24 protein-coding genes are annotated in these 26598 nt (G+C 34.5%); 16 read left to right on the plus strand and 8 right to left on the minus strand.

Annotated elements, in window-relative coordinates; genetic code table 11:
* Positions 1-166: 166 nt before the first annotated feature.
* The 8 genes from H1220_00605 (at position 167) to H1220_00640 (ending at position 8477) form a co-directional block, all read left to right on the plus strand.
* On the plus strand, positions 167-1447 hold the full coding sequence (locus tag H1220_00605; protein ID QMI86611.1) for a hypothetical protein: 1281 nt from the start codon (positions 167-169) through the stop codon (positions 1445-1447).
* Between the two features lie 145 nt (positions 1448-1592).
* The gene (locus H1220_00610) at positions 1593-3131 is read left to right on the plus strand and encodes an ABC transporter substrate-binding protein (protein QMI85908.1); all 1539 of its coding nucleotides are present in this window, start codon (positions 1593-1595) and stop codon (positions 3129-3131) included.
* Between the two features lie 3 nt (positions 3132-3134).
* The gene (locus H1220_00615; protein ID QMI85909.1) at positions 3135-3911 is read left to right on the plus strand and encodes an ABC transporter ATP-binding protein; all 777 of its coding nucleotides are present in this window, start codon (positions 3135-3137) and stop codon (positions 3909-3911) included.
* Positions 3908-4663 (plus strand): ABC transporter ATP-binding protein, encoded by a 756-nt coding sequence (locus tag H1220_00620; GenBank protein QMI85910.1) that lies wholly within the window; start codon positions 3908-3910, stop codon positions 4661-4663. The genes H1220_00615 and H1220_00620 overlap by 4 nt, the downstream gene beginning before the upstream one ends.
* Before the next feature lie 10 nt (positions 4664-4673).
* Positions 4674-5612: a succinylglutamate desuccinylase/aspartoacylase family protein gene (locus H1220_00625; GenBank protein ID QMI85911.1), complete on the plus strand. Its 939-nt coding sequence runs from the start codon at positions 4674-4676 to the stop codon at positions 5610-5612.
* A gap of 15 nt (positions 5613-5627) precedes the next feature.
* The gene (locus H1220_00630; GenBank protein ID QMI85912.1) at positions 5628-6590 is read left to right on the plus strand and encodes an ABC transporter permease; all 963 of its coding nucleotides are present in this window, start codon (positions 5628-5630) and stop codon (positions 6588-6590) included.
* Between the two features lie 3 nt (positions 6591-6593).
* Positions 6594-7394 carry an ABC transporter permease gene (locus H1220_00635; GenBank protein QMI85913.1) on the plus strand — a complete coding sequence of 267 codons (801 nt, stop codon included), beginning with the start codon at positions 6594-6596 and terminating at the stop codon, positions 7392-7394.
* Positions 7395-7565: 171 nt separating this feature from the next.
* The gene (locus H1220_00640; protein ID QMI85914.1) at positions 7566-8477 is read left to right on the plus strand and encodes a bifunctional hydroxymethylpyrimidine kinase/phosphomethylpyrimidine kinase; all 912 of its coding nucleotides are present in this window, start codon (positions 7566-7568) and stop codon (positions 8475-8477) included.
* An 88-nt stretch (positions 8478-8565) separates the two neighbouring features.
* Here the strand turns inward: H1220_00640 and guaC are convergent, their stop codons facing one another.
* The gene (gene guaC / locus H1220_00645; GenBank protein QMI85915.1) at positions 8566-9552 is read right to left on the minus strand and encodes a GMP reductase; all 987 of its coding nucleotides are present in this window, start codon (positions 9550-9552) and stop codon (positions 8566-8568) included.
* A 442-nt stretch (positions 9553-9994) separates the two neighbouring features.
* Positions 9995-11473 (minus strand): threonine synthase, encoded by a 1479-nt coding sequence (locus tag H1220_00650; GenBank protein QMI85916.1) that lies wholly within the window; start codon positions 11471-11473, stop codon positions 9995-9997.
* A 156-nt stretch (positions 11474-11629) separates the two neighbouring features.
* On the opposite strand from H1220_00650, the gene H1220_00655 reads away from it, so the two are divergent.
* Entirely contained in the window at positions 11630-11911 is a 282-nt protein-coding gene (locus tag H1220_00655) for a hypothetical protein (GenBank protein QMI85917.1), read from the plus strand.
* A gap of 46 nt (positions 11912-11957) precedes the next feature.
* Here the strand turns inward: H1220_00655 and H1220_00660 are convergent, their stop codons facing one another.
* Entirely contained in the window at positions 11958-13883 is a 1926-nt protein-coding gene (locus H1220_00660; protein QMI85918.1) for an ABC-F family ATP-binding cassette domain-containing protein, read from the minus strand.
* An 87-nt stretch (positions 13884-13970) separates the two neighbouring features.
* Between H1220_00660 and H1220_00665 the strand changes: the two genes are divergently transcribed.
* Positions 13971-14795, plus strand: coding sequence for an undecaprenyl-diphosphate phosphatase (locus tag H1220_00665; protein QMI86612.1), 825 nt, complete (start codon positions 13971-13973; stop codon positions 14793-14795).
* A 49-nt stretch (positions 14796-14844) separates the two neighbouring features.
* Here H1220_00665 and H1220_00670 read toward each other — a convergent pair whose 3' ends face one another.
* From H1220_00670 to H1220_00690, 5 genes are all read right to left on the minus strand, one after another.
* Complete coding sequence (locus tag H1220_00670; protein QMI85919.1) at positions 14845-15990, minus strand: AI-2E family transporter; 1146 nt, start codon at positions 15988-15990, stop codon at positions 14845-14847.
* Positions 15991-16060: 70 nt separating this feature from the next.
* Complete coding sequence (locus H1220_00675; protein ID QMI85920.1) at positions 16061-16327, minus strand: chorismate mutase; 267 nt, start codon at positions 16325-16327, stop codon at positions 16061-16063.
* A gap of 11 nt (positions 16328-16338) precedes the next feature.
* Complete coding sequence (locus H1220_00680) at positions 16339-17766, minus strand: SLC13 family permease (protein QMI85921.1); 1428 nt, start codon at positions 17764-17766, stop codon at positions 16339-16341.
* 9 nt (positions 17767-17775) lie between these two features.
* On the minus strand, positions 17776-19014 hold the full coding sequence (locus H1220_00685) for a U32 family peptidase (protein ID QMI85922.1): 1239 nt from the start codon (positions 19012-19014) through the stop codon (positions 17776-17778).
* A gap of 13 nt (positions 19015-19027) precedes the next feature.
* Positions 19028-19948, minus strand: coding sequence for a U32 family peptidase (locus H1220_00690; protein ID QMI85923.1), 921 nt, complete (start codon positions 19946-19948; stop codon positions 19028-19030).
* Between the two features lie 260 nt (positions 19949-20208).
* Between H1220_00690 and H1220_00695 the strand changes: the two genes are divergently transcribed.
* The 6 genes from H1220_00695 to groL all read left to right on the plus strand — a co-directional run bounded on the left by H1220_00695 (position 20209) and on the right by groL (position 26527).
* Positions 20209-20976: a C39 family peptidase gene (locus tag H1220_00695; GenBank protein ID QMI85924.1), complete on the plus strand. Its 768-nt coding sequence runs from the start codon at positions 20209-20211 to the stop codon at positions 20974-20976.
* A 16-nt stretch (positions 20977-20992) separates the two neighbouring features.
* Positions 20993-22231, plus strand: a complete 1239-nt coding sequence (locus H1220_00700) for a CapA family protein (GenBank protein QMI85925.1) — start codon at positions 20993-20995, stop codon at positions 22229-22231.
* A gap of 107 nt (positions 22232-22338) precedes the next feature.
* Entirely contained in the window at positions 22339-24186 is a 1848-nt protein-coding gene (gene typA, locus H1220_00705) for a translational GTPase TypA (protein QMI85926.1), read from the plus strand.
* Positions 24187-24490: 304 nt separating this feature from the next.
* Complete coding sequence (locus H1220_00710) at positions 24491-24634, plus strand: hypothetical protein (protein ID QMI85927.1); 144 nt, start codon at positions 24491-24493, stop codon at positions 24632-24634.
* Positions 24628-24885, plus strand: a complete 258-nt coding sequence (locus H1220_00715; protein QMI85928.1) for a co-chaperone GroES — start codon at positions 24628-24630, stop codon at positions 24883-24885. Before H1220_00710 ends, H1220_00715 begins: the two co-directional genes overlap by 7 nt.
* Positions 24886-24901: 16 nt before the next feature.
* A complete protein-coding gene (gene groL, locus H1220_00720; protein ID QMI85929.1) occupies positions 24902-26527 on the plus strand; it encodes a chaperonin GroEL in 1626 nt (541 codons plus the stop codon).
* Positions 26528-26598 lie beyond the last annotated feature (71 nt).

Consider the following 26598-nt stretch of genomic DNA (forward strand, 5'->3'; position numbering starts at 1 on the left):
AGTAGAGAACGAGAGATGTATCGTGTACATCGTGGTAAGCCGTACAACTTAACGTCTGATACGAAAAAAGACTGTTGACGCTCTTAATTTGTCAACAGTCTGAATCGGGTTTATCCCCGATTTTTTGTTATAATCAATACGGTAAGGAGGTATACGGCAAGTGGACGTGAAAAAGATTAGTGACATCGGTTATTCCGGTAGAAAACTTATCATTGAAGGGATATTAGAAATCCTCGTAGGGATACTACTAACTGTTTTTCAAGAAGTAGTTGCTGTTTATGCGGTCGAATTGATATTGTTTTTACTATTATTGGTTACGAGTTTTGACTTGATTATGTGGCCGTTTCGTGCAAAAGATAAAAGACAGTTCTTTTGGATAACACTCATAAAGCCATTATGTATTTTTGTTTTTGGTGATTTAGCAATTATTGTACGTATGCCTTTATATTTATTGACGATTTTTGTTGGTATCTACCAATTATTACAAGCGTTTATCAATGTTGTGACGTATTACATCTATCGTCAAAACGATATTAAACCAAGATTTAAGTTTTTATTTGATGCATGTTGGTTATTTATTTTGGGTGTATCGGCTTTAACGCCGAAAGACAGTGTTGGTGTTCAATTGTTTATTCTGGGTATTTATTTAATTGTACTTGGTTTAACCAATTTAAGAGATGGTGTGACATTCGATAAAGAAATGCATAAAGGTGAATTAACAAGACGTGTCAGAGTATCGCTACCTATTGTTTTTGCAGCACTTATTCCAAGACGAACGCTTCAAAAATTAAATGACTATATGGCATCAGATGAATATATTTCTCTTGAGTTAGCTTATGATGTGAAAAAAGAAGAGGCTACTGTTGATTTGGAATTATTCGTACACGTAACCGAATCAGGATTTGGTGCGATTGGGCATGTAGATATTTCTTATCAAAATCAAGTGATTTCGTATGGAAATTATGATACAAATTCAGAACGCTTATTTGGTATGATTGGAGACGGTGTTTTATTTAAAACAGACCGTGAAAAATATATTGCATTTTGTAAAAAAGAAAGTCATAAAACATTATTAGTCTATGGTTTGTCATTAGATGATAAACAAAGACAAGCAGTAGAAGAGCAGCTACATACGATTGATGCTTTAGTCACACCTTGGGAACCAAATCAGTATGTGACAAAACAAGGTGAACAACAAGATGTGATGTATGCGTACAAATTAAAACAAGAAACTGGAGCAAATCTCTTTAAATTTACATCGTCTAAATTTAAAACATATTTTGTTTTAAGCACGAATTGTGTGCTATTGGCAGATAGTATCGTTGGTCGAGCTGGTACAGATATATTAAATGTAAAAGGCTTTATTTCTCCGGGGACGTACCAAACGTACTTAGATAGAGAGTTTGAGAAAAAACATAGTATTGTCGTAGAAAAATCAGTTTATTAACAAGTAAAAAGAAGTGTGTATATTGACCTAAATCGGAATAAATATACACATTTTTTTCGTAAATCGCATTTTTCTTATAAAAAAAGACGTTTACAAAACGTAATAATAACTATATAATAATTTTGTAAATAGGAGGGACTACGAAATGAAAAAAACATTATTAACAGGTGTAGCTTTATGTGTTTTAGCCGGATGTGTTAATCCAACACAAACGCAGACTGCACCAAAAACAGAACAAAAACAGGCAAGTCAAAAAATAACAATCGGATATAATCAGTTACCGGCTAATATAGACCCTGCTGCAGATTATAATGGCTGGTTTACAGTTCGTTATGGTTCAGGGGAAACATTATTTAAATTAAATGATAAATTAGAACCAGAACCATGGTTGGCAAAAAGTATCGAACAAACAAGTCAATTAGAATGGACAGTGACATTAAAAGATAATGTGACATTCCAAAATGGCGAAAAAATGACAGCCGAAAAAGTAAAAGCATCTTTGGAACGTTTACTAGAGAAAAATGAACGTGCTAAAGGCGATTTAACGATTGAAAATATTACAGCCAAAGATAATCAAGTTGTGATTAAAACAACACAAGAAGTGCCGATTATGGCAAATTTATTATCAGAACCATATGCATGTATTGTTGATACAACAGGAAAATTGGACACGGATAAAGCGCTTGTGGGAACGGGGCCTTATATTGTGACAAGTTATATTGCTGAAAGTGGTGTTGAATTAAAAGCGTATGACCAATACTGGAATGGCAAACCAAAAACAAATCAAATTTCTATTAAATACTTTACAGATGCCAATGCATTATCATTAGCATTACAATCAAAAGAAATTGATGCGGCTTTTGGTATTGCTTATGCAAATTTAGGTTCTTATCGTTCAAATGCTGATTATACGATTTCAGAAGTTGGGGGCACTCGTTTTGTAAACTTCATGTATAATTTTGATAAACCATTGATTGCAGATGCAAAATTTAGACAAGCATTAGATACATTAGTTGATAAAGAAACATATACAAAATCTTTATTTGCAGGGTCAGCAGAAGTCGCGAAAAGTGCCTTTACAGAAAATTTAGGATTTGCCATTCATACAAGTGTACATGAATATAATGTTGAAAAAGCAAAAGCATTATTAGATGAAGCGGGTTATAAAGATACGAATAATGATGGTATTCGTGAAAAAGATGGAAAAAATATCAATTTAGAACTATTATCTTATAATCGTTTAGCAGAAATTCCATTGGCAATGCAAGCATTCCAACAACAATTAAAAGAAGTAGGCATTGACTCAACGATTAAAACAGTTGAAAAAATTGGACCTGCTTTAAAAGAAAATACGTATGATGTATCACCATATACAATGGTGGGTGCACCAATAGGAGATGCGTATTCTTATTTCTTAGGGTCTGTTGCTTCTGACGGTGTTGTGAATGTGGGACATTATAAAAATGAACAAGTCGATGCAAAAATCAAAGAATTGGCAACAACTGTTGGTTTAGAAAAACGTAATGCGTTGAGCCAAGAAATTGAAGCATTGATTGATAAAGATTATGCATTTACGTACATCGGGCATTTCAAAGTTGCTTTTGTGATGGGCAAAGATGTAAAAGGTCTTGTATCTCATCCGACAGACTACTACCATGTCACAAATGAATTAGTAAAGGAATAAACTATGTTAAAGGTAGAACAGCTAAGTGTTCAATCCCCTACAAAAACTATTTTGACAAACATGTCTCTTTCTCTGAATGAGAAAGAGGCTGTTTCTATAGTTGGCGAAAGCGGGAGTGGCAAATCGACATTATTAAAAAGTTTACTAGGATTTCCTTTTGGAGAACTTGAAAAAACATCTGGACAAATTATATTTGACGGTATTCAGATTGAACCACAAAAAAGGCGCCAACATCTACATTTTTTAGGAACAGATGTGACGTGGATTAGCCAGCATGCTAGTGTGAGTTTTAATAATAGACGTAAAATAAAGGCACACTATAATGATCTAGTGAAAAGTTATGGTCGAAAATCAAGTAAACTTAGAAGTTTAGAAGAATGTTTGAGATTGGTTGAGTTTAAAAATCCAAAAGATATTATTGATAAATATCCATTTGAATTAAGTGGAGGTATGATGCAACGCGTGAGTATTGCACTAGCACTGGTTGCCAATCCAAAATTACTAATTGCCGATGAACCCATGAGTGCACTAGATGTGGTGAGCAAGCGTGAATTAACAGAATTATTAAAACGTCTACGAAAAACGGAGCATGTGGCGTTACTGTTTTCAACACATGACATCAGTTTGGCGTATGAATTATCTGACAGAATTTATATTATGAAAAAAGGCGAATTTGTTGAGGAGGGACTCACAAAAAATGTTTTAAAAAGTCCTCAACATCCATATACGCAAAAATTATTACAAGCTGTACCAAAATTAAAGCGAGGAGAGACAGAATGAGTGCTTTATTAAAATGTCAGGAGTTAACTCATCAGTACACAAAAAATGTCGGTGTCTTTGATATTTCTTTCGATTTAGAGAAAAAAAGTGTACTAGGTCTAGTTGGTGAAAGTGGAAGTGGAAAAAGTACAATAGCACATATTTTATGTCGTTTTTCACCTGTACAAAAAGGACAAATATTACTTGACGGAAAAGATATTAGTCAGTATTCCTTGAAAGATTACTACAAACGCGTGCAATATATTCCACAACATCCACAATGGTTTTTTCATCCAAAACGAACAGTGTATAAAAGTTTTGAGGAAGTCTTGATAAACTATGAATTAGCCACAAAATCTGAATGTGAAGCTTTGATTATAGAAAGTTTACAATCTGTGGGATTAAATGAGCATCATGCGCATCAGTTACCACTTCAACTAAGTGGAGGCGAATGCCAACGGGCAGGTATTGCTAGAGCATTGCTTGTTAAACCTGACCTTTTAGTATGTGATGAAATTACAAGTGCATTGGATGTAACGATTCAAGCAGATATTATGACACTTTTAAAAAAAATTAAGCAAGAAAGAGAAACAACTTTTTTGTTTATATCACACGATTTGGCATTAGTCAGCGACTTTTGCGATACATCCATTGTCTTAAAAAATGGTTGCATTATGGAGCAAGGACAAATGAAAGATATTGTGACATCGCCAAAATCTGACTATACAAAATTATTGTTAAATCAGTATCAATCGTTTGAATATAATCAATAGGAGAAAGAAGATGACAATTTTAAAAGAAATCATTAAGACATTAGAGCCGGGTTCTATTTATCAATCCGATTTATATGTTCGAGAGGATGTATCTATTCCTTTTACGATTTTAAAAGGAAAGACGGAAGATAAAGTTATTGGTGTTACAGGAGCAGTGCATGGTAGCGAATATGTTGGGTTAAAAGTGATGATAGATCTTATTGAAGAGATTGATGTAACGACTTTAAATGGGACATTGTGCTTCTTTCATGTTGTGAATATGCCAGGATTTTTAGAAATAGATCCATGTTTTGTTCCTGAAGATACAATTAACTTAAATCGTATTTTTCAAGATAAGGAACATAAAGAAACACTAAGTTACCAAATCAAGCAAGTTGTACAAGATGAAGTTTTTTCCGTGTGTCAATTCATTATTGACTTGCATGGAGGGAATCTAACAGAAAGCTTATTGCCACATTGTTATTACTCTGTGCTAGCAAGTGAAGAAGTGATGACAATTTCTAAAAAAATGGCATTAGCTAGCGGGATTCCGGTTGTATATGCTTCTCATGCAACAGGAGGGTTGTATCAATCGGCGTCTATTGATTATGGTATTCCGAGTGTGATTTTAGAACAAGGTGAAAATGGAAAATGTACATGTGAAGATGTTCGATTATTAAAAGAAGCTGTTTGCAATACAATGATGTATCTTTTAGACGGTATTGAAAAAGAGCATACAGCAACTGTATTTGATAAAACGTACGTCTTATCTAGTGAATATCAAGGATGTTGGTTTTCTTATGTTGAAGTGGGGACGTATGTAGAAGAGGGGCAACTTTTAGGAGAAATTCGTTCTGTTCATGGAGCTTTACTTCAATCTGTGATCGCCACTCAAAAAGGATTACTCCTGTATAAAAAAGCAGTTGTAGCAGTCGAAAAAGATGAATCACTTGTCACGATTGTCTACTGATGAAAGGACGTTATTATGTTAAAAATGATACGAAAATCAGTCATTCATTTTGTCGTGATTTTACTTTGTGTAACTTTTTTATCTTTTTTGTTTATTTATTTAGCACCCGGTGATCCAGCAGAAAGTATTTTATCGGCACAAGGTATTCCGTATACACAAGAACTCCTAGCGTTGAAACGACACGAGTTTGGATTTGATAAATCATTTATTGAACAGTATGGAATATGGTTATTCAAAATTTTACAAGGCGATTTTGGGGTGACCTATAATTCAGGAGCATCTGTTTGGGAGCAGTTGATTTTTTATTTCCCGAATACAGTTTATTTAGCACTATATATATTATTGGCAACACTCACAATTTCCATTCCGTTTGCATTGATTAGTGCCTATTATGAACATTCTAAAATGGATAGAGCTATTTTAATGATAACAGGTTTTATCAATGCTATTCCAGGTTTTGTTATTGGTATTTTGCTTATGATTATTTTTTCTGTTCAATTAAAATTATTGCCTATTCAATCTACGGCGAACGAATTGGGGCTTATTCTTCCTGTTTTAACCGTAAGTATTACCATGTCGACACGCTATATTCCACAAATGCGTACGCATTTGATTGATGAATTACATTCTCCAAGCGTAGAGGGTGCAAGAGGAAGAGGCATTCCCGAATGGCGTATTTTGCTGTTTGATGTATTAGGAAATACATTACCATTCCTTTTAACATTAGTAAGTTTGTCTTTAGGTTCTTTATTAGGTGGTGTCGCCATTATTGAAAATCTCTTTTCATGGCCAGGCATCGGGAAACTATTGATTACAGTTGCAGGGAACCGTGACTATCCACTTATTCAAGGTATCGTCTTATTTATTACAGCAGGTGTTTTAGTTGTTAATTTAGTGTTTCAGATTGTCATTGCTTGGTTAAATCCACGAACAAGAAAAGAAGCGTTAAAAGACATGCGCGTGAAAGAGGTGGTGTAGGTAATGAAAAGAAAAATGAATCATCAATTAAAGATATACGGAGCTATCATTCTCTTATTTATCGGTATTTTATGTATCGCTGCATTTGTATTTGGTGAAAGTGTGACGAAAGTGAATTTGGCACAAGCTTTTCATGCACCGAATAGCAAGGAGTGGTTTGGTACCGATGCATTAGGTAGATCTGTCTTTGAGCGGACACTAAGTGGGGGGATTCAAACCGTTATACCGTCCTTATTCATTTTATTTATTGTTGTGACGGTAGGTTCTTTTATTGGTATTAGTAGTGGGTTAATAGGTGGTAAATTTGATAGAACTATTTTTTTGATTATTACAGCCTTTCAAGCCTTTCCAGCTATTATTTTTGTCATTATGCTTGTGGGTATTTTAGGTGTTGGATTACAGCAAACGGTTATTGCGATTTGTATGACAAACTGGGCAAAATATGCTTATTTAACAAGGATATTAACTTTACAATTAAAAGAAGAACCATATATTCAAAGTGCAACAATGTTTGGGAATGAATACTTACAAACTATTCGTAATTATTATTTACCAAGTTTATTTCCGCAAATTTTAACGACAGCTATTTTTGATGTGAGTAATACGATTATGGAAATTGCAGGATTAAGTTTTATTGGATTAGGTGCACAAGTTCCTAGTCCAGAATGGGGGGCGATGATAAATGACGGAAGAGCGTATATTCAAGAAGCACCGTGGATTGTTGTTTTCCCATGTTTGATGATTATTTTAACCGTGTTATTATTCACACGTTTTGGAGAGTTATTAAAACAAAAATTAAACTAATAAAAAGGCTCTTTTCCAACATAAGTTGATGAAGAGCTTTTTTGTTTGTCTACGGTTTAAATAGAACTGACATTTTCTGTAAAAAAGAATGAAAAAACAAAAATATCGTGATATAATCGTTTTAACACGAATGATTTTTTATGAATAAATAATAATGTTAGAGGTTTTAAAATGGATAAATGCTTAGTTATTGGGTCAACAGTGTGTGATATTGTTGTAAATATCGATACATTACCACGTAGACAAGAATCGGGGAATGTGTTACATCAACGAATGGGGTTAGGTGGATGTGCGTATAATGTTGTACATGTTCTGCACCATTTAGATATTCCCTATACATTTATTTCTCCAATAGGAACAGGTATTTTTGGTGAGTTTGTCGAAAAACATATACAGCAAGTAGGTATTCAATCCTTTGTGAAAAGCACACAAGAAAATGGGTGTTGTTATTGCTTTGTTGAAAAAAATGGAGAACGTACATTTTTATCACATCACGGAGCAGAATATACATTTGAACCGACATGGTTGGGAAATTTAAATATGAATGCGTATCGTTATGTGTATGTTTGTGGCTTAGAGGTAGAGGATATTGACGGAGAGCGTTTGGTCGATACATTGGCCACTTTACCTTGTCAAATTATTTTTGCCCCAAGTCCTAGAGGAAAATTTATTCCAAAAGAACGTTTGGAAAAATTATTTGCTTGTCGTCCTATTTTGCATATGAACGATGTCGAAGCAAAAGAATTAGCGTCTTGTGATGATGTAGAAAGTGCCGCAAAAAAATTATTTTCTAAAACGAATCAGCTTGTGATTGTGACATGTGGAGAAAAAGGGGCTCTGTATTATGACGGGAAAATCTGTCATCTTGTTCCAACAGAAAAAGCGACGGTCGTGAATACTATAGGAGCGGGAGATAGCCATGTTGGAGGATTTTTATCGGCAATGTGCCAGGGGTATACAGTAGAAGAAGCTTTATATTTCGCCAATCATCTTGCGACTAAAGTAGTTAGTGTTGCGTCGAGTAATTTACCAAAAAACATGTATAAAGATAGCAAAGCACAATTAGAAAAGAAGCCTATTTAAACAATAGTCAAAAAAGTTCTATAAGGTATCAATCCATTTGATGAAGAATAAAAATAACCCCAACAAGTCATCTTGCTGGGGTTATTTATTAGTGTGTGTCACCGTTAAAAATAGAGTTTTTTACAATCATGTAATCAACGTGACGAATAGCGTCTAAATCTTTTCCACCTGCATAAGAGATAGAAGATTGTAAATCTTGTTGCATTTCAATTAATGTGTCGTGAATGCTTCCTTTATAATCAACAAGCATTTTTTTGCCTTCGACATTTTTTCTTTCACCTTTTTGGAATTCAGAAGCACTGCCGAAATATTCTTTCATTTTCTTACCGTCAATTTCTACTGTTTTTCCAGGAGATTCTTCATGTCCTGCAAAAAGAGAGCCAATCATGACCATTGTTGCTCCAAAACGAATAGATTTTGCAATATCGCCATGTGTACGAATACCACCGTCAGCAATAATTGGTTTTCTAGCAGCTTTTGCACACCAGCGTACAGCGGCTAATTGCCAGCCACCTGTACCAAAACCTGTTTTTATTTTTGTGATACATACTTTACCTGGTCCGATACCCACTTTTGTTGCATCAGCACCAGCATTTTCTAATTCACGCACAGCTTCTGGAGTACCCACATTTCCTGCAATAATAAATGTTTCAGGTAAATGTTCTTTAATATGTTTAATCATGTTAATGACTGCATTAGAATGTCCATGTGCAATATCAATTGTAATATAATCTGGGATTAGTGTTTCTTGTGCTAGTGTTGTAATAAAATCATATTCATGTGGTTTAACACCTACACTAATAGATGCAATTAAACCTTTATCGTGCATATTTTTAATAAAAGTTGAACGTGTGCTTTCATCAAAACGATGCATAATATAAAAGTAGCCGTTTTTTGCTAGTTCTTCTGCTAGTTTTTCATCTATAATTGTTTGCATATTTGCTGGGACAACAGGGATTTTAAATGTATGTTTTCCTAATGTCACCGTTGTATCGCATTCTGAACGACTATTCACGATACATTTATTTGGAATAAGTTGTATATCTTCGTAATCAAAAACAGAGAATTGTTCCATGATAACACTCCTTTATAATTGATTTTATGCATAAAAAAAGACACATTTTATCGCACAAAATCTGTGTAGGGGAAAATGTATCCTCAGTTATCATATCGTATTCATGTCTTGAAGTCAAATAATAAACATATCGGAATAGCGATAATATGTGTTTATCATCAATTATATTTAGTAAAGTTGGGCATAGAAAAAAGAAGAGTATTTTTTACAAGTAGTTTTAATAAGTTTTTTTATTTTTATAGAAGAAGCTTTTTGTGAAATCTTTTTATTAGAAAATTTTTTATGACAGAGAAAACAACTCTTTTCAGACAAATTAATGACTAGTCAAAATTTGGCTATAGATTGTTTTAAAAGGTATAGTATTACTCAAAAAGGCTTAAAATCAATTTGTTCAAAATATTGATTTTAAGCCTTTTTACTATTTAAAAATTTTAGTATTGCTTTATGATAAACAATCAAGTACACTTTGCGCCATTTCTTCAACGGATACTACTTTATGATGGCGAATAGTTGCTTGTTTCACATCTAAAACAGCTTGTGGTTGAGGGATGTTTGATAAGGTTTCTAATGCATCCACTAATGCCATATCATCGTCTAAATTATCGTGTCTAAATGCACTCATGACACTTTTAGGGAATTTATATGGGCTTGCTGTTGAGGCAATAACGACATGTTTGTTATCTCCTGTTTTTTCAGCATACATATCATATACAAAATCAGACACGGCTGTATGTGGGTCAATCAGATATTTATAGTTATCAAATGTACGCTTAATTTGTGCGGTAATATTGTCTTCTGTTGCAAAATCACCATAAAAGGCCGATAAAATATCATTTAAATCAACATGGTACTCACCTTGTTGGCTTAAAGCATGCATTAAATCACGTGTTTTTTGTGTATCTTGTTCTACAGCATGATAAATCAATCGCTCTAAATTACTTGAAATCAAAATATCCATAGACGGAGAATTTGTCACATAGAACGGACGGTTTTTGTTGTATGTGCCTGTTGCAAAAAAGTCGGATAATACATTGTTTTTGTTAGAGGCACAAATAAATGTATCAATCGGTAGACCTATTTGTTTTGCATAGTAGGCAGCTAAAATATTACCAAAATTACCTGTTGGGACAGATACATTGATTGATTCGCCACAACGAATAACTTTGTTTTTCACTAATTGGGCATAAGCATACACATAATAAGCAACTTGAGGCATTAAACGACCAATATTGATTGAATTGGCAGATGAAAATTGATAACCAGCTTGATTTACTTTTTCAATCATATCTGTATCAGTAAACATTGCTTTAACAGCACTTTGTGCATCATCAAAATTACCTGTAATACCAATAACATGAGTGTTATCGCCTTTTTGAGTTAACATTTGTAATTCTTGGATATGGCTCACACCGCCTTTTGGATAGAACACGATAATTTTTGTGTGAGGTACATCGGCAAAACCTGCCATTGCTGCTTTACCCGTATCTCCAGATGTTGCCGTTAAGATAAGAATATCTTTATGGCTGTCATTTTTTTTAGCAGCTGTGGACATTAAATATGGCAAAATGGATAATGCCATATCTTTAAAGGCGATAGTTTCGCCATGAAATAGTTCTAAATAATGTTTGTTGCCAAATGATTGAATAGACACGATGTCGTCAATATCAAATTTTGTTGTTGAGTAAGCACTGTTGACACACGCTCTTAATTCATCATCTGAAAAATCAGATAAAAAAGCACGTAAGACTAAAAATGCAATTTCTTGATAAGACATATCGGCTAGTGCTTCTAAAGAAACAGGTAGTGTTGGAAATGTTTGAGGAACATATAAACCACCGTCTTCAGCAATTCCTTTTAAGATAGCTTGGCTTGCAGATACTTGATTTTTTGCATCTCGTGTACTCTGATAGATGATACTCATAATAAACTCCTTTATATACATTGTCTTTTGCATTATATCAAGTTTTTAATATATTGGCTATCATATATTTTTAATAAACTTTGTGATACAATGTATATATCGTTTACAAGTGGTTTTAAAGAAATTTAAAGGAATTTAAAGAAAGGAGAATAGGACATGGATTTACCAATGATTACACTATTAAAATATGAATACGAAGTATCTCCAGGTGCATTTTTTAATGTTTACACACCATGGATTACAGATCCGACACAAATGAAAACCATCATTATTGATCAAGATCATTATTTCACAAAAATGGTCACCATTTATCCGAGTGAAACACATGATTTCTTTATGTATTTAGAACAAGAACCAACCAGAAGTGTGTATCGTACAAACTATCCATTAAAACGTATGGAAAATAGTGATTCGTATGAAATTATTTTTGAAGGATAATAAAACGGAGGCAATCGGCACTAGAGTTCGATTGTCTCCGTTTTGATTAAATAGGCAAGTCTTCTAAAGTTAGTGCGACAGTTTCCCATTCGTTTAAATAGGTGTCGTATTTCTGACGTTCTTCTTCAAGCTGCGTGTTTAAACGATAAGATTCTTCGTGATTCGTAAACACATCAGGCGAAGCCAATGATTCTTCAATGTTCCCTATGCGTTCTTGGCAGTCATGCATCTGCTGTTCTAAAGTTTCTAGCTGTCTTTCCAGCTGACGCTTTTGCTTTTGTTTTTCTTTGCTAAGGGTGTAATCGGATTGTTGAATAGAAACGTTTTTTTCTTGTTCTATGAGAATCTCTTGTTTTTCTTGAGATTTTTTTTCTATGTAATAATCGTAATCACCTATATATAATGTACTGCCGTTTTTAGACAGTTCTAAAACAGATGTAGCGACACGGTTGATAAAATATCTATCGTGAGAGATAAATAATAACGTTCCGTCAAAATCAATCAATGCATTTTCTAGCACTTCTTTACTATCCAAATCAAGATGATTTGTTGGTTCGTCTAAAATTAAGAAATTATCTTTTTGTAATGCTAATTTTGCTAATAACAAACGTGCCTTTTCGCCACCGCTTAGTGAAGCTACTAGTTTTTTTACATCATCTCCACTAAATAAAAAACTCCCTAAAACACTTCTGACATCTTTTTCATTCATTAAGGGATAGTCGTCCCATAATTCAGATAAAACATCTTTTGTCGGCGTTAGGTGCCGTTGTTCTTGGTCATAGTAGCCGATGCTTACATTTGCACCCACTTTATAATGACCTTTTATTGTTGGTAAAGTACCTAGTAATGTTTTTAATAGCGTTGTTTTTCCAATACCATTTGGCCCCACAACAGCAATGGCTTGTTGTTTGCGAATGTCTAAGTCAATAGGGTATGCCAGCAAGGTATCTTCATATCCAATACCTAATTGTTCTGCTTGTAAGACAGCATTACCACTTTCTTTTTCTGTTACAAATGTCAATCGTGCTGATTTTTCATCTCCCTTTGGTTTTTCCAAACGGACCATTTTTTCCAGTTGTTTTCGTCTACTCTGTGCACGTTTCGTTGTTGAGGCACGTACAATATTCTTCGCAATAAAATCTTCTAATTTTTCGATTTCTTCTTGTTGTTTTTCGTATTGTTTCCATTCTTGTGCTAAACGCTTATCACGTTCCTCTAAATAGTACGAATAATTTCCTTTATAGTGATGTATTTGTTTTTGACTTATTTCATAAATTTCTTTGACGACTTTGTCTAAAAAGTATCTGTCGTGAGATACAATCAATAAGGCACCTTGATAGTTTATAAGATATGTTTCAAGCCACGACAATGTATCAATATCCAAATGGTTCGTAGGTTCATCAAGAATAAGTAAATCGGGTTTTTCCAAAAGTAATTTAGCCAGAGCTAAACGTGTTTTTTGTCCACCTGATAAATTTCCGATAGATTGATGATAGTCTTTTTCATAAAATTTAAATCCATTTAATACAGATTTTATTGTGGCTTCATATTGGTATCCTCCACGATTGTCTAATTCGTGTTGGAGTGTATCGTATTGAGAAAGTGTTTCTTGATACGCTTTTTCATCGTTTAAAATTGCCTCATCACTCAAAGAGAGTGCTATACGATTTAGTCGGTCTTGTAAAGCAATCACATCATCAAAAACGTGTAACATTTCTTCCCAAATCGTGTTCTCTGTATTTACAGCACTATGTTGATCTAAGTAGCCGATTTTTAACTGTTTGACCATGCTAATTTGACCACTATCACTTTGTTCAATGCTTGCCAATATTTTTAAAAGTGTCGATTTCCCTGTTCCATTTCGCCCAACTAATCCAATTCGACTTTGATCTTGAATCGCAATATGAATGTTTTCAAATAAGACATCAGAACCAAAATGGCGGGAGAGTTGCTGCCCTTGTAATATAATCATAATCGTTTCCTTTTCTAAACTAAATGCGTTATTATGATACCATATTTTTCTAAAAAAGTGATATACTGTTATCAGATGTGAAAGGAGATTAGTATGTTAGAAATTATTAAAGTCATTATTTATGGTATTGTTGAAGGTATTACTGAGTGGTTACCGATTAGTAGTACAGGGCATTTGATTTTATTACAACAATTTTTACCATTAGATGTACGACCAGACTTTTTTGAGTTATTTAAAGTTGTTATACAATTAGGCGCTATCTTAGCAGTTATGGTTATTTATTTCCATAAATTAAATCCTATATCCCCCTCAAAAACACAAGAGGAGAAAAAACAGTCTATTGATTTGTGGATAAAAGTTGCTATTGCGACATTACCGGCTGTGTTGGTATTTCCACTTGATAATCTTGTTGAAGCTCATTTTATGAATCATGTGACCGTTGCACTCATGCTTATTTTATATGGTATTTTATTTATATGGATAGAAAAAAATGCGTCACGCAAAGTGAGCATATCTCAATTAGAAACATTAACGTATAAAACAGCTTTATTTATTGGTATTTCTCAAATTTTAGCCTTGATACCAGGGACTTCTCGCTCAGGTGTGACCATTCTAGCAGCTGTTTTATTAGGTACATCACGTTATGTTGCGACAGAATTTTCATTTTTCTTAGGTATTCCTGCCATGTTTGGTTTAAGTGGATTAAAATTGATAAAATTTTTATTAAAGCATAGTATGTCCCTTGAAGAATTTATGATGCTTTTAGTCGCAATGTTAGTAGCGTTTGTCGTATCAATGATTGTTATTCAACGTTTAGTAAAATATGTGAAAAAACACAATTTCACAGCATTTGGTAAATATCGTATTGTTCTTGGTTTTGTTGTGTTATTAGCTAGTTTTTTTGTGAAATAGCAGTTTTATACAAAAAGAGAGGTTGCAATCGCAACCTCTCTTTTTGTATTTAATAGCCGTCTTCAGTTTCACCAAAGTATTTATTGTAACGTTCTTTATATTTTTTAAAGAAAAATCCAAAAATAATACGGATAATCGCATAAAGCGGAATGCCAATAATCATACCTACGATACCCATTAAACTACCTGTCCCAATTAAGACAATGATAATCGTTAGTGGGTGCATTTTAAGTGACTTACCAATGATATGTGGCCCTAAAATATTACCGTCTAAAATTTGAGCAAATCCCCATACAATCAATACTTCAATAAACATTAACCATGAATGGATACAAGCGATAATTATAGCGGGCACTAATGCGATAATAGCACCAAGATAAGGAATTAAACTCATGATACCAGATAGTAATGCTAATACGAAAGCGTAATTTAAACCAATGACAGAATAGCCGATGAAATAGTAAATACCCACTAAAAAGCTCACGAGTAGACGTCCTTTAATATAAGCACCCACTTGTACATTGATGTCATGTGTTAACTGATTGATTTCTTCTCTTTTTTTCTTTGGAAAAATACTTAAAAAATGATTTTTAAAGGTTCTACCATCAATCAATAAGAAAAATAGAAAAATCGGGAAAGTCATGAGTGTGAACATGACACTAGATATTGTTGACAAAATAGATGTAATACCTTGAATGGTTGTGCCTAATGTGCTTACTAACTGTTGTACTAATTCTGTTAAACTATCGTTAAACCAAATCAATGCTTGATTGTAATAAGATTGAAATTCTTTTGATGTACTAAATTGTTGAAGTGTTGCAACAAAGTTTTCAATCAATCCGGGTAACGCTTGGGTAAAAGATACGATTTGCGAAATAATAATTGGGATAGCAAATGCGCAACCAATCACGATGAACGCAAGCATTAAAATAAGAGATATACATGCCCCAATAGCACGAGGTACTTTTATTGTTTCTAACCAATCTACTAATGGAATAAACATATAATAAAAAATAACAGCTAGTAGAAAAGGTGTAATGATAGATGTCATTAAAATATTGATTGGACCAAAAATGAATGAAATTTTAGTTGTAAGATAAATACATAAACATAATAATAAGAGGGATACAAGTGTAAATATTAAGTTTTTCCCCCCTAAAAATCGTATCAAGGGTGTTTCATCTGAACGTTTCATATAAAGCCTCTTTTCTACCTTATTTGACAAGCATTATATCATAATTTCATAAAAAATAATATGGTTATATTTACTCAGATAAATGAATGTTCTGATAATCTTTAGAAACTTTCATCAATGTGCTATACACTTCTTTTAATAAAGGTTTTAATGTATCATTTTCAAGATAAGAGATTACTTTTTCAAAAACCATTTGTTCTCTTTTGGCATCAAATACGGGTAGTTGATGCTCCTTTTTTATTGTTGCTACTTCTAAGGCGACTGCCATTCGTTTTTCAAATAATGCGACTAGCTCTTTATCAATCGCATCAATCTCTTTCCTTTGTTTTTCTAACATATTTAATCTCCTTATGATAATATCCATGCTCCTAGTGGGTAGCCTATTAACACAGCAAGTACAATGCTCCAAAATAATAACCACGTACCAAATAAAAAAGTATCTTTACTTGTTGTCCATCCAGATCCAATGGAAATTGCAACATAGGGCATTGCAGGAGCTGTTGCGAATGCTAGAGAGGACATGAATCCGATGAAACAGGCTAAAACGCCCATATTGATAGGTAATTGTGCAGATTGCCAAATGGTTATAGCTAAAGTGGTGACTACTGATACGGTCACTAAATTAGACGTGAAATTTGTCTGAATACCTGCCCATGCGATAAAGAATAAAATCATGAACATAGGTGATAAACTTAATACAAATGGTGTCATATAGGTGTTCAGTAAGTCAATAACACCAACTTTAGCATCAGATAATACCGAACCCAATACTAATGTGGCACCAACTAAAAACAAACTTTGCCAGTGTACACCTTTAGTTAAAGCATCCGATAAATTTAATAAAGGTTTTCCTTCGATATGTATCATACACATCGCAATCGTTGCAAGCATTGGTGGCAGTACGATACTGATATATTTCGATACCCCAAAAAATTCCGGTAAAATCCATAGGCTAATCATCATGAAGAATAATATGACAATCCATGTTTCACGCTTTGTCTGATTTGGTAAATGCTTTAAAGTATCTAATGTATGAATGGTTTTTGTTGAAAAGGATTGTTTACATAAATGATGTACACTTAATAATAAGATGCCATATAGTAAAAGTCCTGTTGGGATAGCCATGCTCATATATTGACTGTTTGTAATAGAAATATGAGTAGCACTTGTGAATAAACCCATTGCCGTAATGGCAAAAACGTGATTGATAGGTGTCATTGCACATCCAATAGCAATGGTTGAAAATACAGCAATCAATAAATAAGATGCTGCTTTATCTTGTTTTTCTAATCCGAATTGTAAACAAATTTCTTCATAAATCGGAAAGACAAACATGAACATAACCGTTGGTGAAATAATACTACTCAATACTAAAACACTTGTTAAAAAGGCAAATATAAAACGTGTAGGATGACTTCTTGCGAAGCGGCTCATCAATATTTTGGCAATCACGCGTTTTAAAAATACCGTTTGATTGATTGCGTAAGTAGATATAAATGTAAATAGTAAAAAGATAAAGGTACTATTTCCGAATGATTTTTCCAAAATCTGATTTAAGCTAATGGTAGGGACCAAACTTAACGACACAATACAAAGTAAACTAGACCAGTCGATACTGACAAATAACCACAAACATAAACTTGCCACAAAAACAGACAGTGCCATAAAACTCGCAGGTTGAATGCCAAATAATTGCCAGTGATAGTGTGTGTTTATATAACCTAATAAAATAAGGCATAAACTAAAAAAAGTAATGCTTTTTTTTGTGCGTGTCATACGTACCTCCTATTTTTGCTTACGAATCATATCCATAGGTTTGACAGGACGGTTTGTTTTGATTTTGCAAATCATCATAGCGTTTGGTGCAACAGTAATGTCTTCGTCGTATTCATTCCATAATTGTGTTAATTCTTGTTCAAAGTGACGCATGCCTGGGCCGTAGAACTCGATTTTATCGCCTACTTTAAAGTTATTACGTTGTTGAATCGTTGCGATTTGTGTATCCTCGTCATACGCTAATACTTGCCCGATAAAACTATATGCAGGAATTTGACGACGTTCCCCGAATAACTGTTCATTTTCAGTCGGTACATGATAATAAAAGCCTGTTGCCAATTCACGTTGGGCTGTTTTCCATAGTTCATCTACCCATTCTTGTTTCACTTCGTAATGATCAGGGTCTTCACAATAACTATCTACAGCAGCTCTGTAAACATTACATACAGTAGATACATAATGAATAGATTTCATACGTCCTTCAATTTTCAAACTGTCTACGCCTGCATTTACTAAGTCTGGAATATGATAAATCATAGACATATCCACAGCACTCATTGAAAAAGGTTCGTCAACACCGTCATGCCCATTTCCAATATGATGTGTCTGTCCTGTTGTGTCAATGTCGTATAAACCGTATTTCCAACGACATGATTGACAACAACCACCACGGTTAGCGTCACGTTGTGCCATGTGATTAGATAGTACGCAACGACCTGAATAGGAAATACACATTGCGCCGTGGATAAAGGCTTCAATTTCTACATCTACTTTTTCTTGCATTTCAAAAATTTCTTCCATAGACACTTCACGTGCTAAAACGACACGCTCTAAACCTTCGTCTTTCCAAAAATTTAAATTTTCATAATTCGCAGCAGAGGCTTGAGTAGATAAGTGAATAGGTAAACCAGGAGCATTCATCACACAAATATCCATCAATGCTACGTCGGATACAATTACAGCATCAACACCAATATCTCGAATCGTTTTGAAAAATTCTCCTGCACCTTCTTCGTCGCCTTCATGAGTAACCATATTGGCAGCGACATATACTTTTGCACCATGTTCATGTGCAAAAGCAACACCTTCTGCGATTTCATCATAACCAAAGTTTCCTGCACGACTACGTAAACCGTAAGCTTCTCCACCAATGAAGCAAGCATCTGCTCCGTATAAAACAGCTGTTTTTAGTTTTTCCAGTGTACCGGCAGGTGCTAGTACTTCTGGTTTTTTTAATATTTTTGTCATCTATGTCACCTCGTTATTTCACAATGTTTGGATCAAATAAATAAAATCCAGTATCTAAACCACGTGTTTTAGGATGTAATGCTCTTACACTTTCTTCTAAGTGTAATGCTTTTTCATGTGACCAATTTTTAGCCACGATGTCATTTCTGGCTTGAACAAATAGTTTCGCAATGTCTACAAAATTGTCCCCAGGTGAGAAAATCCCCTCTAATTTCCACTGTGTAACGTTCATATCAGCTAGTTCTTGTAAATATTGTGCCAGCAAAATATCGTTATTGGCAAAAATATGTGTACCATTATCATCTTCATAAACAGAGTAGTGTGTATCTGGTTTATCTGGCTCAGATAAAAAGAAACCCCGATTTCGACCGACAGATTCTGTTCGTTTAATAAAATTAAAATAATTTTGTAGAAGTGGACGTTTTGATTGATGAATACAAGTGGCACCATATACCAAATATTCGATGGGAACAATGACGTCACGTGCTAAAATTTCAAGAGATTCTTTAGGTACTTCACGGGCAACGACTGCACCAACAGCTCGTCGGTTTGCCCAAAAGTTAATTTGTTTGCTACTTGTTACAACGACTTGAGCATCATAACGATATGGAATAAATAACTCATCTTGTTTCATAATTTGTACGACACCGGGATCTCCTGATGTGATAGTATCCACACCAATACGTTTTAAAAACGTAAGATATTCAGGTACTTTTGCAATGCCACTATTATGGAAAATAGCGTTTAAGGCAATAGATACTTTTTTACCATATTGGTGTGCTAATTCAGTTAATGTTTTTTGCTCCTCTCTTGAAAAAGAGTGAGGCAAACGTAATCCAAATGTATCCTCACCAAAATATAGGCAGTCTACTCCGACTTCTAATAATTGGCGAGCCTGTTCGATAGATTCAACAGTTGCGATAATTTCAATCATATAGTAACCCTTTCTGTATATAATAAAAAAACTTAAACAGACAAAGTCGTTTAAGCGTGAAATAGCAAAGTAACGATGTCTGTTTGACACGACAACTTACCTTGCACCTAAGTTGTTTATTAAGCAATATTATAAGTAAATTGATGTAAAAAGTCCAGTATAAATGCGACTTTAACCTAAAAACTAAAATGAAAATAACACTTACAAAAAGATTGTTTCAATAGTATAATAGGCTTATAAATGTGTAAGGAGGAAAACTTATGAAAAAATATTTATTTATGGGTGTATACCTTCTGCTAGCTGGGTGTTCTTTAAATGTACAAGTAAAACGAGAAATGGTCGTGACAACGGACTCAAAAATAGTGACTACACAACAGACAACATCTCAGCCGAGTTCACAACAAATGACAACACAACCAAAAAGTCAACAACAAGAAACTAAAAAAGAAACCACACAACAAAGTCTAGGAAATCAAAAAGTAGTGTTAAGTGTTAAACCACAAATTCAACAAGTATGGAATTATTGTGCACCAACAACCGTGAGCATGATGCTGTCTTCTCGAAATGTTGACGTTGACCAATATACGCTCGCAAAAGAAATGGGAACATACGAACCATTCGGCACGCATAACCGTGATGCTATTCGTATTTTAAACAAACATCTTTTTGGATACGAAGTACCTACGGGGAATCAGGCGGGGTATCGTTTAGAAACAGTGACAAATCCTTCCCCGCAATCAGAACAAATGCGACTATTTAAAGAACGAGTGAAGAAAAATATTCAAGACGGTTATCCGATGTACTATACAATGGATGTATCTAAAGTGTATACAGGCTCTAAAGGTGAACACAATGTCATTGGTATCGGGTATAAAACAACACCCGACGGGAAAGACATTGATGTCTTGTATTATTTAGACCCATCTCCAAACCAACAAGACAAAGTTTATGGCGGATTAAAAACGATTACACCAGCCGAATTATTTGAATCTATGATGACATGTGAAGAACCAAATTATGCTTGGTAATAGAGGGGGAATATAAATGAGAAGAAGTAGACATCGCAAAAAAAGTCATGCCGGTATCATGATTGGCTTGTTGAGTATCCTTGTATGCTGTCTTTTAGGATTTGCTTTTTTGTTTAAAGATATTTGGTTAAAAGCACCTGCAACACAAACACAAGAGCAGCCACATATAGAGAGCACAACAATACAAAAAACATCATCCGTGCAAACAGCGCGAATTATGGCAAATGGCGATATTTTGTATCATGATTTATTGTATATGAGTGCTTTGCAAGAGAATGGAACATATGATTTTAAACAAAATTTCAAATATGTCAAAGAATGGCTAGCTAAAGCCGATTTAGCTATTGGAGATTTTGAGGGAACCATTGCTCCGGATAAAGAGTTGGCAGGCTACCCAACATTTAATGCACCTATCGAAACAGCGGATGCGATAAAATGGGCGGGGTATCATGTGATGGACTTAGCGCATAATCATATTTTAGATACGGGTATTGAAGGGATTAAATCAACGGTTAAAGCTTTTGATGAAAGAGGAATAGATACATTTGGTGTTTTTGCCAAGAGAAGTCGAAATGAGATTTTAGTCAAAGAAGTGAACGGTATTAAAATAGCGATACTAGGTTATGCGTATGGATTTAATGGCATTGAACAGACGATTTCTCAAAAAGATTATGACGATTATTTAGCTGATTTAAACGAAGAAAAAATAAAACGTGATCTTGAAAAAGCAGAAAAAATAGCAGATATAACGATTGTGATGCCTCAAATGGGTATCGAGTATGCTCTAGAGCCAACACCAGAACAAGTTGCTTTATACCACAAAATGATTGATTGGGGAGCCGACATTATCTTTGGTGGGCATCCTCATGTGATTGAACCGAGTGAAACGGTTGTGAAAAATGGGGATAAAAAATTTATTATTTATTCAATGGGTAATTTTATTTCCAATCAGCGTATCGAAACACTGGACAATGAATGGACAGAACGAGGATTGTTAATGGATGTGACAATCAAAAAGGAAAATGACAAAACAATTATCGATACCGTACAGGCACATCCAACGTGGGTAAGTCGCACACCAAATGGTAGAAAATCTCCGAATGGATATGATTTGTACGACTACACGACCTATATTTTACAAGATTTTATCCAAGGTGGAAAATATAGAGATATGCTCGATGAAGCAACACAAAAAAGAATTGATAAAGCATACAAAGAAGTCAATGAACATGTCAATTTAAAATGGAGTGAGTAAATTTTCAGATTTACTCACTTTTTCTATGGTTTTTCATGAAAAGTTTTTTACAAATAGAGTGTATAGTGTTAGAATGTATCAGTTGATAATTTGAATTGGAGGAAAATATGACATTAAGAAACGATATTAGAAACGTTGCGATTATCGCACACGTTGACCACGGAAAAACGACACTTGTAAATGAATTATTGAAACAATCTCATACATTAGACGCACGCTTAAACTTAGAAGATCGCGCAATGGACTCAAATGATATTGAAAGAGAACGTGGAATTACGATTTTAGCTAAAAATACAGCTGTACAATATCATGACACACGTATTAACATTATGGATACACCTGGACACGCCGACTTTGGTGGAGAAGTAGAACGTATTATGAAAATGGTTGACGGTGTATTATTAGTAGTGGATGCATACGAAGGAACAATGCCTCAAACACGTTTCGTATTAAAAAAAGCATTAGAACAAAAATTAACACCAATCGTTGTTGTGAACAAAATTGATAGAGATGCTGCCAGACCCGAAGAAGTCGTTGATGAAGTATTAGAATTATTTATCGAATTAGGTGCTGACGATGACCAATTAGAATTTCCAGTCGTGTATGCTTCAGCAATTAACGGGACCTCTAGTTTATCAGATAATCCAGCTGAGCAAGAACAAACAATGGACTATATTTTTGATACGATTATCAATCATATTCCTGCTCCAGTGGATAATAGCGATGAGCCACTACAATTCCAAGTGTCATTATTAGATTACAATGACTATGTTGGACGTATTGGAATTGGACGTGTGTTTAGAGGAACGATTAAAGTGGGAGATGCTGTATCTGTTTTGAAATTAGATGGGTCAGCTAAACAATTTCGTGTCACAAAATTATTTGGTTTCTTTGGACTAAGTCGTGTCGAAATTCAAGAAGCAAAAGCAGGAGATTTAATCGCCGTAAGTGGTATGGAAGATATTTTCGTTGGAGAAACAGTGACGCCGATTGATGCACAAGAAGCATTACCAATTTTACGAATTGACGAACCAACGCTACAAATGACTTTCTTAACGAATAATTCTCCATTTGCAGGACGTGAAGGAAAATTTGTCACTTCTCGTAAAATCGAAGAACGCTTAATGTCAGAATTACATACAGATGTTTCTTTACGTGTCGATCAAACAGATTCCCCAGATGCGTGGGTTGTATCCGGACGTGGAGAACTACATTTATCTATTTTAATTGAAAACATGCGTCGTGAAGGATATGAATTACAAGTATCTCGTCCAGAAGTGATTATTCGTGAAATTGACGGTGTGCGTTGTGAACCGTATGAACGCGTACAAATTGATACGCCCGAAGAATACATGGGTTCTATCATTGAATCATTAAGCTCTCGAAAAGGCGAAATGCAAGAAATGGTACACACAGGAAATGGACAAATTCGCTTAATATTCTTAGTACCTGCTCGTGGGTTGATTGGGTACTCAACAGAATTTTTATCTATGACAAGAGGATATGGTATTATTAACCACACATTTGATCAATACTTACCAGAAATTAAAGCAAAAATCGGTGGACGTCATAATGGAGCGTTAGTATCTACAGAAACGGGTAAAGCAACGACTTATGGTATTATGGGTGTTGAAGATAGAGGAACAATCTTTATTGAACCAGGAACAGAAGTTTATGAAGGTATGATTGTTGGAGAGAATTCTCGTGAAAATGACTTAGCAGTTAATATTACACGTGCAAAACAAATGACGAATATTCGTTCAGCAACGAAAGACCAAACGGCTGTTATTAAACGTCCACGTGTGTTATCTCTGGAAGAATCTATCGAATTTATGAGTGATGATGAATATTGTGAAATTACACCAGAAAATATTCGCTTACGTAAACAAATTTTAGATAAAGGCGAACGTGACCGTGTTGCGAAACGCAAGAAAAAAGCTGAAGAAATGAATTAGTATATGAAGAAAACGGAGAAAATCGACATGCCTGTTCGATTTTCTCCGTTTTGACTTTATAGGTATTGATGTACAATAGGCATGATGAAAGGTTTCTGTTATAATACAGTTATAAAGAGATGTGGACTCATGAAAAAATACTTATCTACAATAACCATTTTAGTTTGTACCTTTTTATTGATGTTATATTGTACACCGGAGTATTACCATGGTTTTCAGAAGGTATCTCTCAGAGAATTTAGCTTAGTTCTATTCTTTTTATACGTTGTGATTGTGATAAAATACATGTATAAAGAAGGAAAAAATGAAAAACAAAATGTTAAAAAAAGAAGAAAAAGAAATATCAGATAAAAATCTTGAAAAAATTTTATTTTATGATACTATAATGTATGTGTTAGCACTCTTGTTCAAAGAGTGCCAAAAAAATCAAGGAGGTTTATCATGTTAAAACCATTATCAAATAGAGTTGTTTTACAATTTGAAAAAGAAGAAGAAAAAAAAGTCGGTAGTTTCTTATTACCAAACAGTGCAAAACCTGCGGAAAATATGGCAAAAGTTGTTGCTGTGGCAAAAGATGTAGAGGATGTTAAAGTCGGTGACATGGTCGTGTTTGAAGCATTCGCAAGTGAAAAAGTAGCACATAATGGAGAGGAATACATTGTTGTTAAGGTAGAAAACTTAGTAGCAATCGTAGACTAATAGGAGGTAGTAACACATGGCAAAAGATATTAAATTTTCAGAAGATGCACGCGCAAGTATGATGCGTGGTGTTGATATTTTAGCGAACACTGTAAAAGTAACCTTAGGACCAAAAGGTAGAAATGTTGTTTTAGAAAAACAATTTGGTTCTCCGCTTATTACAAATGATGGTGTAACCATTGCAAAAGATATTGAATTATCAGACCACTTTGAAAACATGGGTGCAAAATTAGTAGCCGAAGTTGCTTCAAAAACAAATGATATTGCCGGAGATGGTACAACAACAGCAACTGTTTTAACACAAGCGATTGTACGTGAAGGGTTAAAAAATGTGACTGCTGGTGCAAATCCAGTCGGTATTCGTCGTGGTATCGAATTGGCAACGAAAAAAGCCGTGGAAGCATTACATGCTATTTCTGTACCGGTTGAATCTAAAGAGTCTATTGCACAAGTTGCAGCGATTTCTTCAGGTGATTATGAAATTGGTGCTTTATTGGCAGAAGCAATGGAACGTGTTGGAAAAGACGGCGTTATTACAATCGAAGAATCAAAAGGCTTGGATACAGAGTTAGACGTTGTAGAGGGTATGCAATTTGATCGTGGATACTTGTCACAATATATGGTAACAGATACAGATAAAATGGAATCTGTTTTAGAAAATCCTTATGTATTAATCACAGATAAAAAAATCTCAAATATTCAAGAAGTATTACCGGTTTTAGAACAAATCGTGCAACAAGGACGTCCATTATTGATTATTGCTGATGATGTAGACGGTGAAGCATTACCGACATTAGTTTTAAATAAAATTCGTGGGACATTCAATGTTGTTGCTGTAAAGGCACCAGCCTTTGGTGACCGCCGTAAAGCGATGTTAGAAGACATTGCCATTTTAACGGGTGGGACAGTGATTACACAAGAATTAGGTTTAGAATTAAAAGACATGACAATGGCTGAATTGGGATCAGCAGGTAAAATCGTTGTCACAAAAGATTACACAACAATTGTTGAAGGGTCTGGTTCAAAAGAAGCGATTGAACAACGTATTCGTTTAATCCGTGCTCATATTGAAGAATCTACATCAGAGTTTGACCGTGAAAAAATGCAAGAACGTTTAGCAAAATTATCTGGTGGTGTTGCGGTTGTTCGTGTCGGTGCTGCTACAGAAACAGAATTAAAAGAACGTAAATTACGTATCGAAGATGCCTTAAACGCAACACGTGCTGCTGTTGAAGAAGGTATCGTTCCTGGTGGGGGTGCAGCACTTGTGACAGTTCAAAAACAAGTGGCTTCTATTGAAGAAACAGGTGACGTTGCAACAGGTGTGCGTATTGTTGTTCGTGCATTAGAAGAACCATTACGTCAAATCGCTGAAAATGCAGGATTAGAGGGCTCTGTTATTGTTTCTCAATTAAAAGAAAAAGAAGTAGGTATTGGATACAATGCTGCAACAGACGAATGGGTAAACATGATTGAAGAAGGTATCGTTGACCCAACGAAAGTAACTCGTTCAGCATTACAAAATGCCGCAAGTGTTGCTGCATTATTATTGACGACAGAAGCTGTTATCGCTGATAAAGAGGGTGAAGGCGGTATGCCAGCACATCCAATGGGTGGCGCTCCAGGCATGGGTATGATGTAATTTTAGAAAAAATGATAAAACCGGAGTGGCTCGAAGTAGCCACTCCGGTTTTTGATGTTAATGCTCATTTA

It is taken from the genome of Carnobacteriaceae bacterium zg-84 (assembly GCA_013874835.1).
Classification (GTDB): Bacteria; Bacillota; Bacilli; order Lactobacillales; family Aerococcaceae; genus WM01.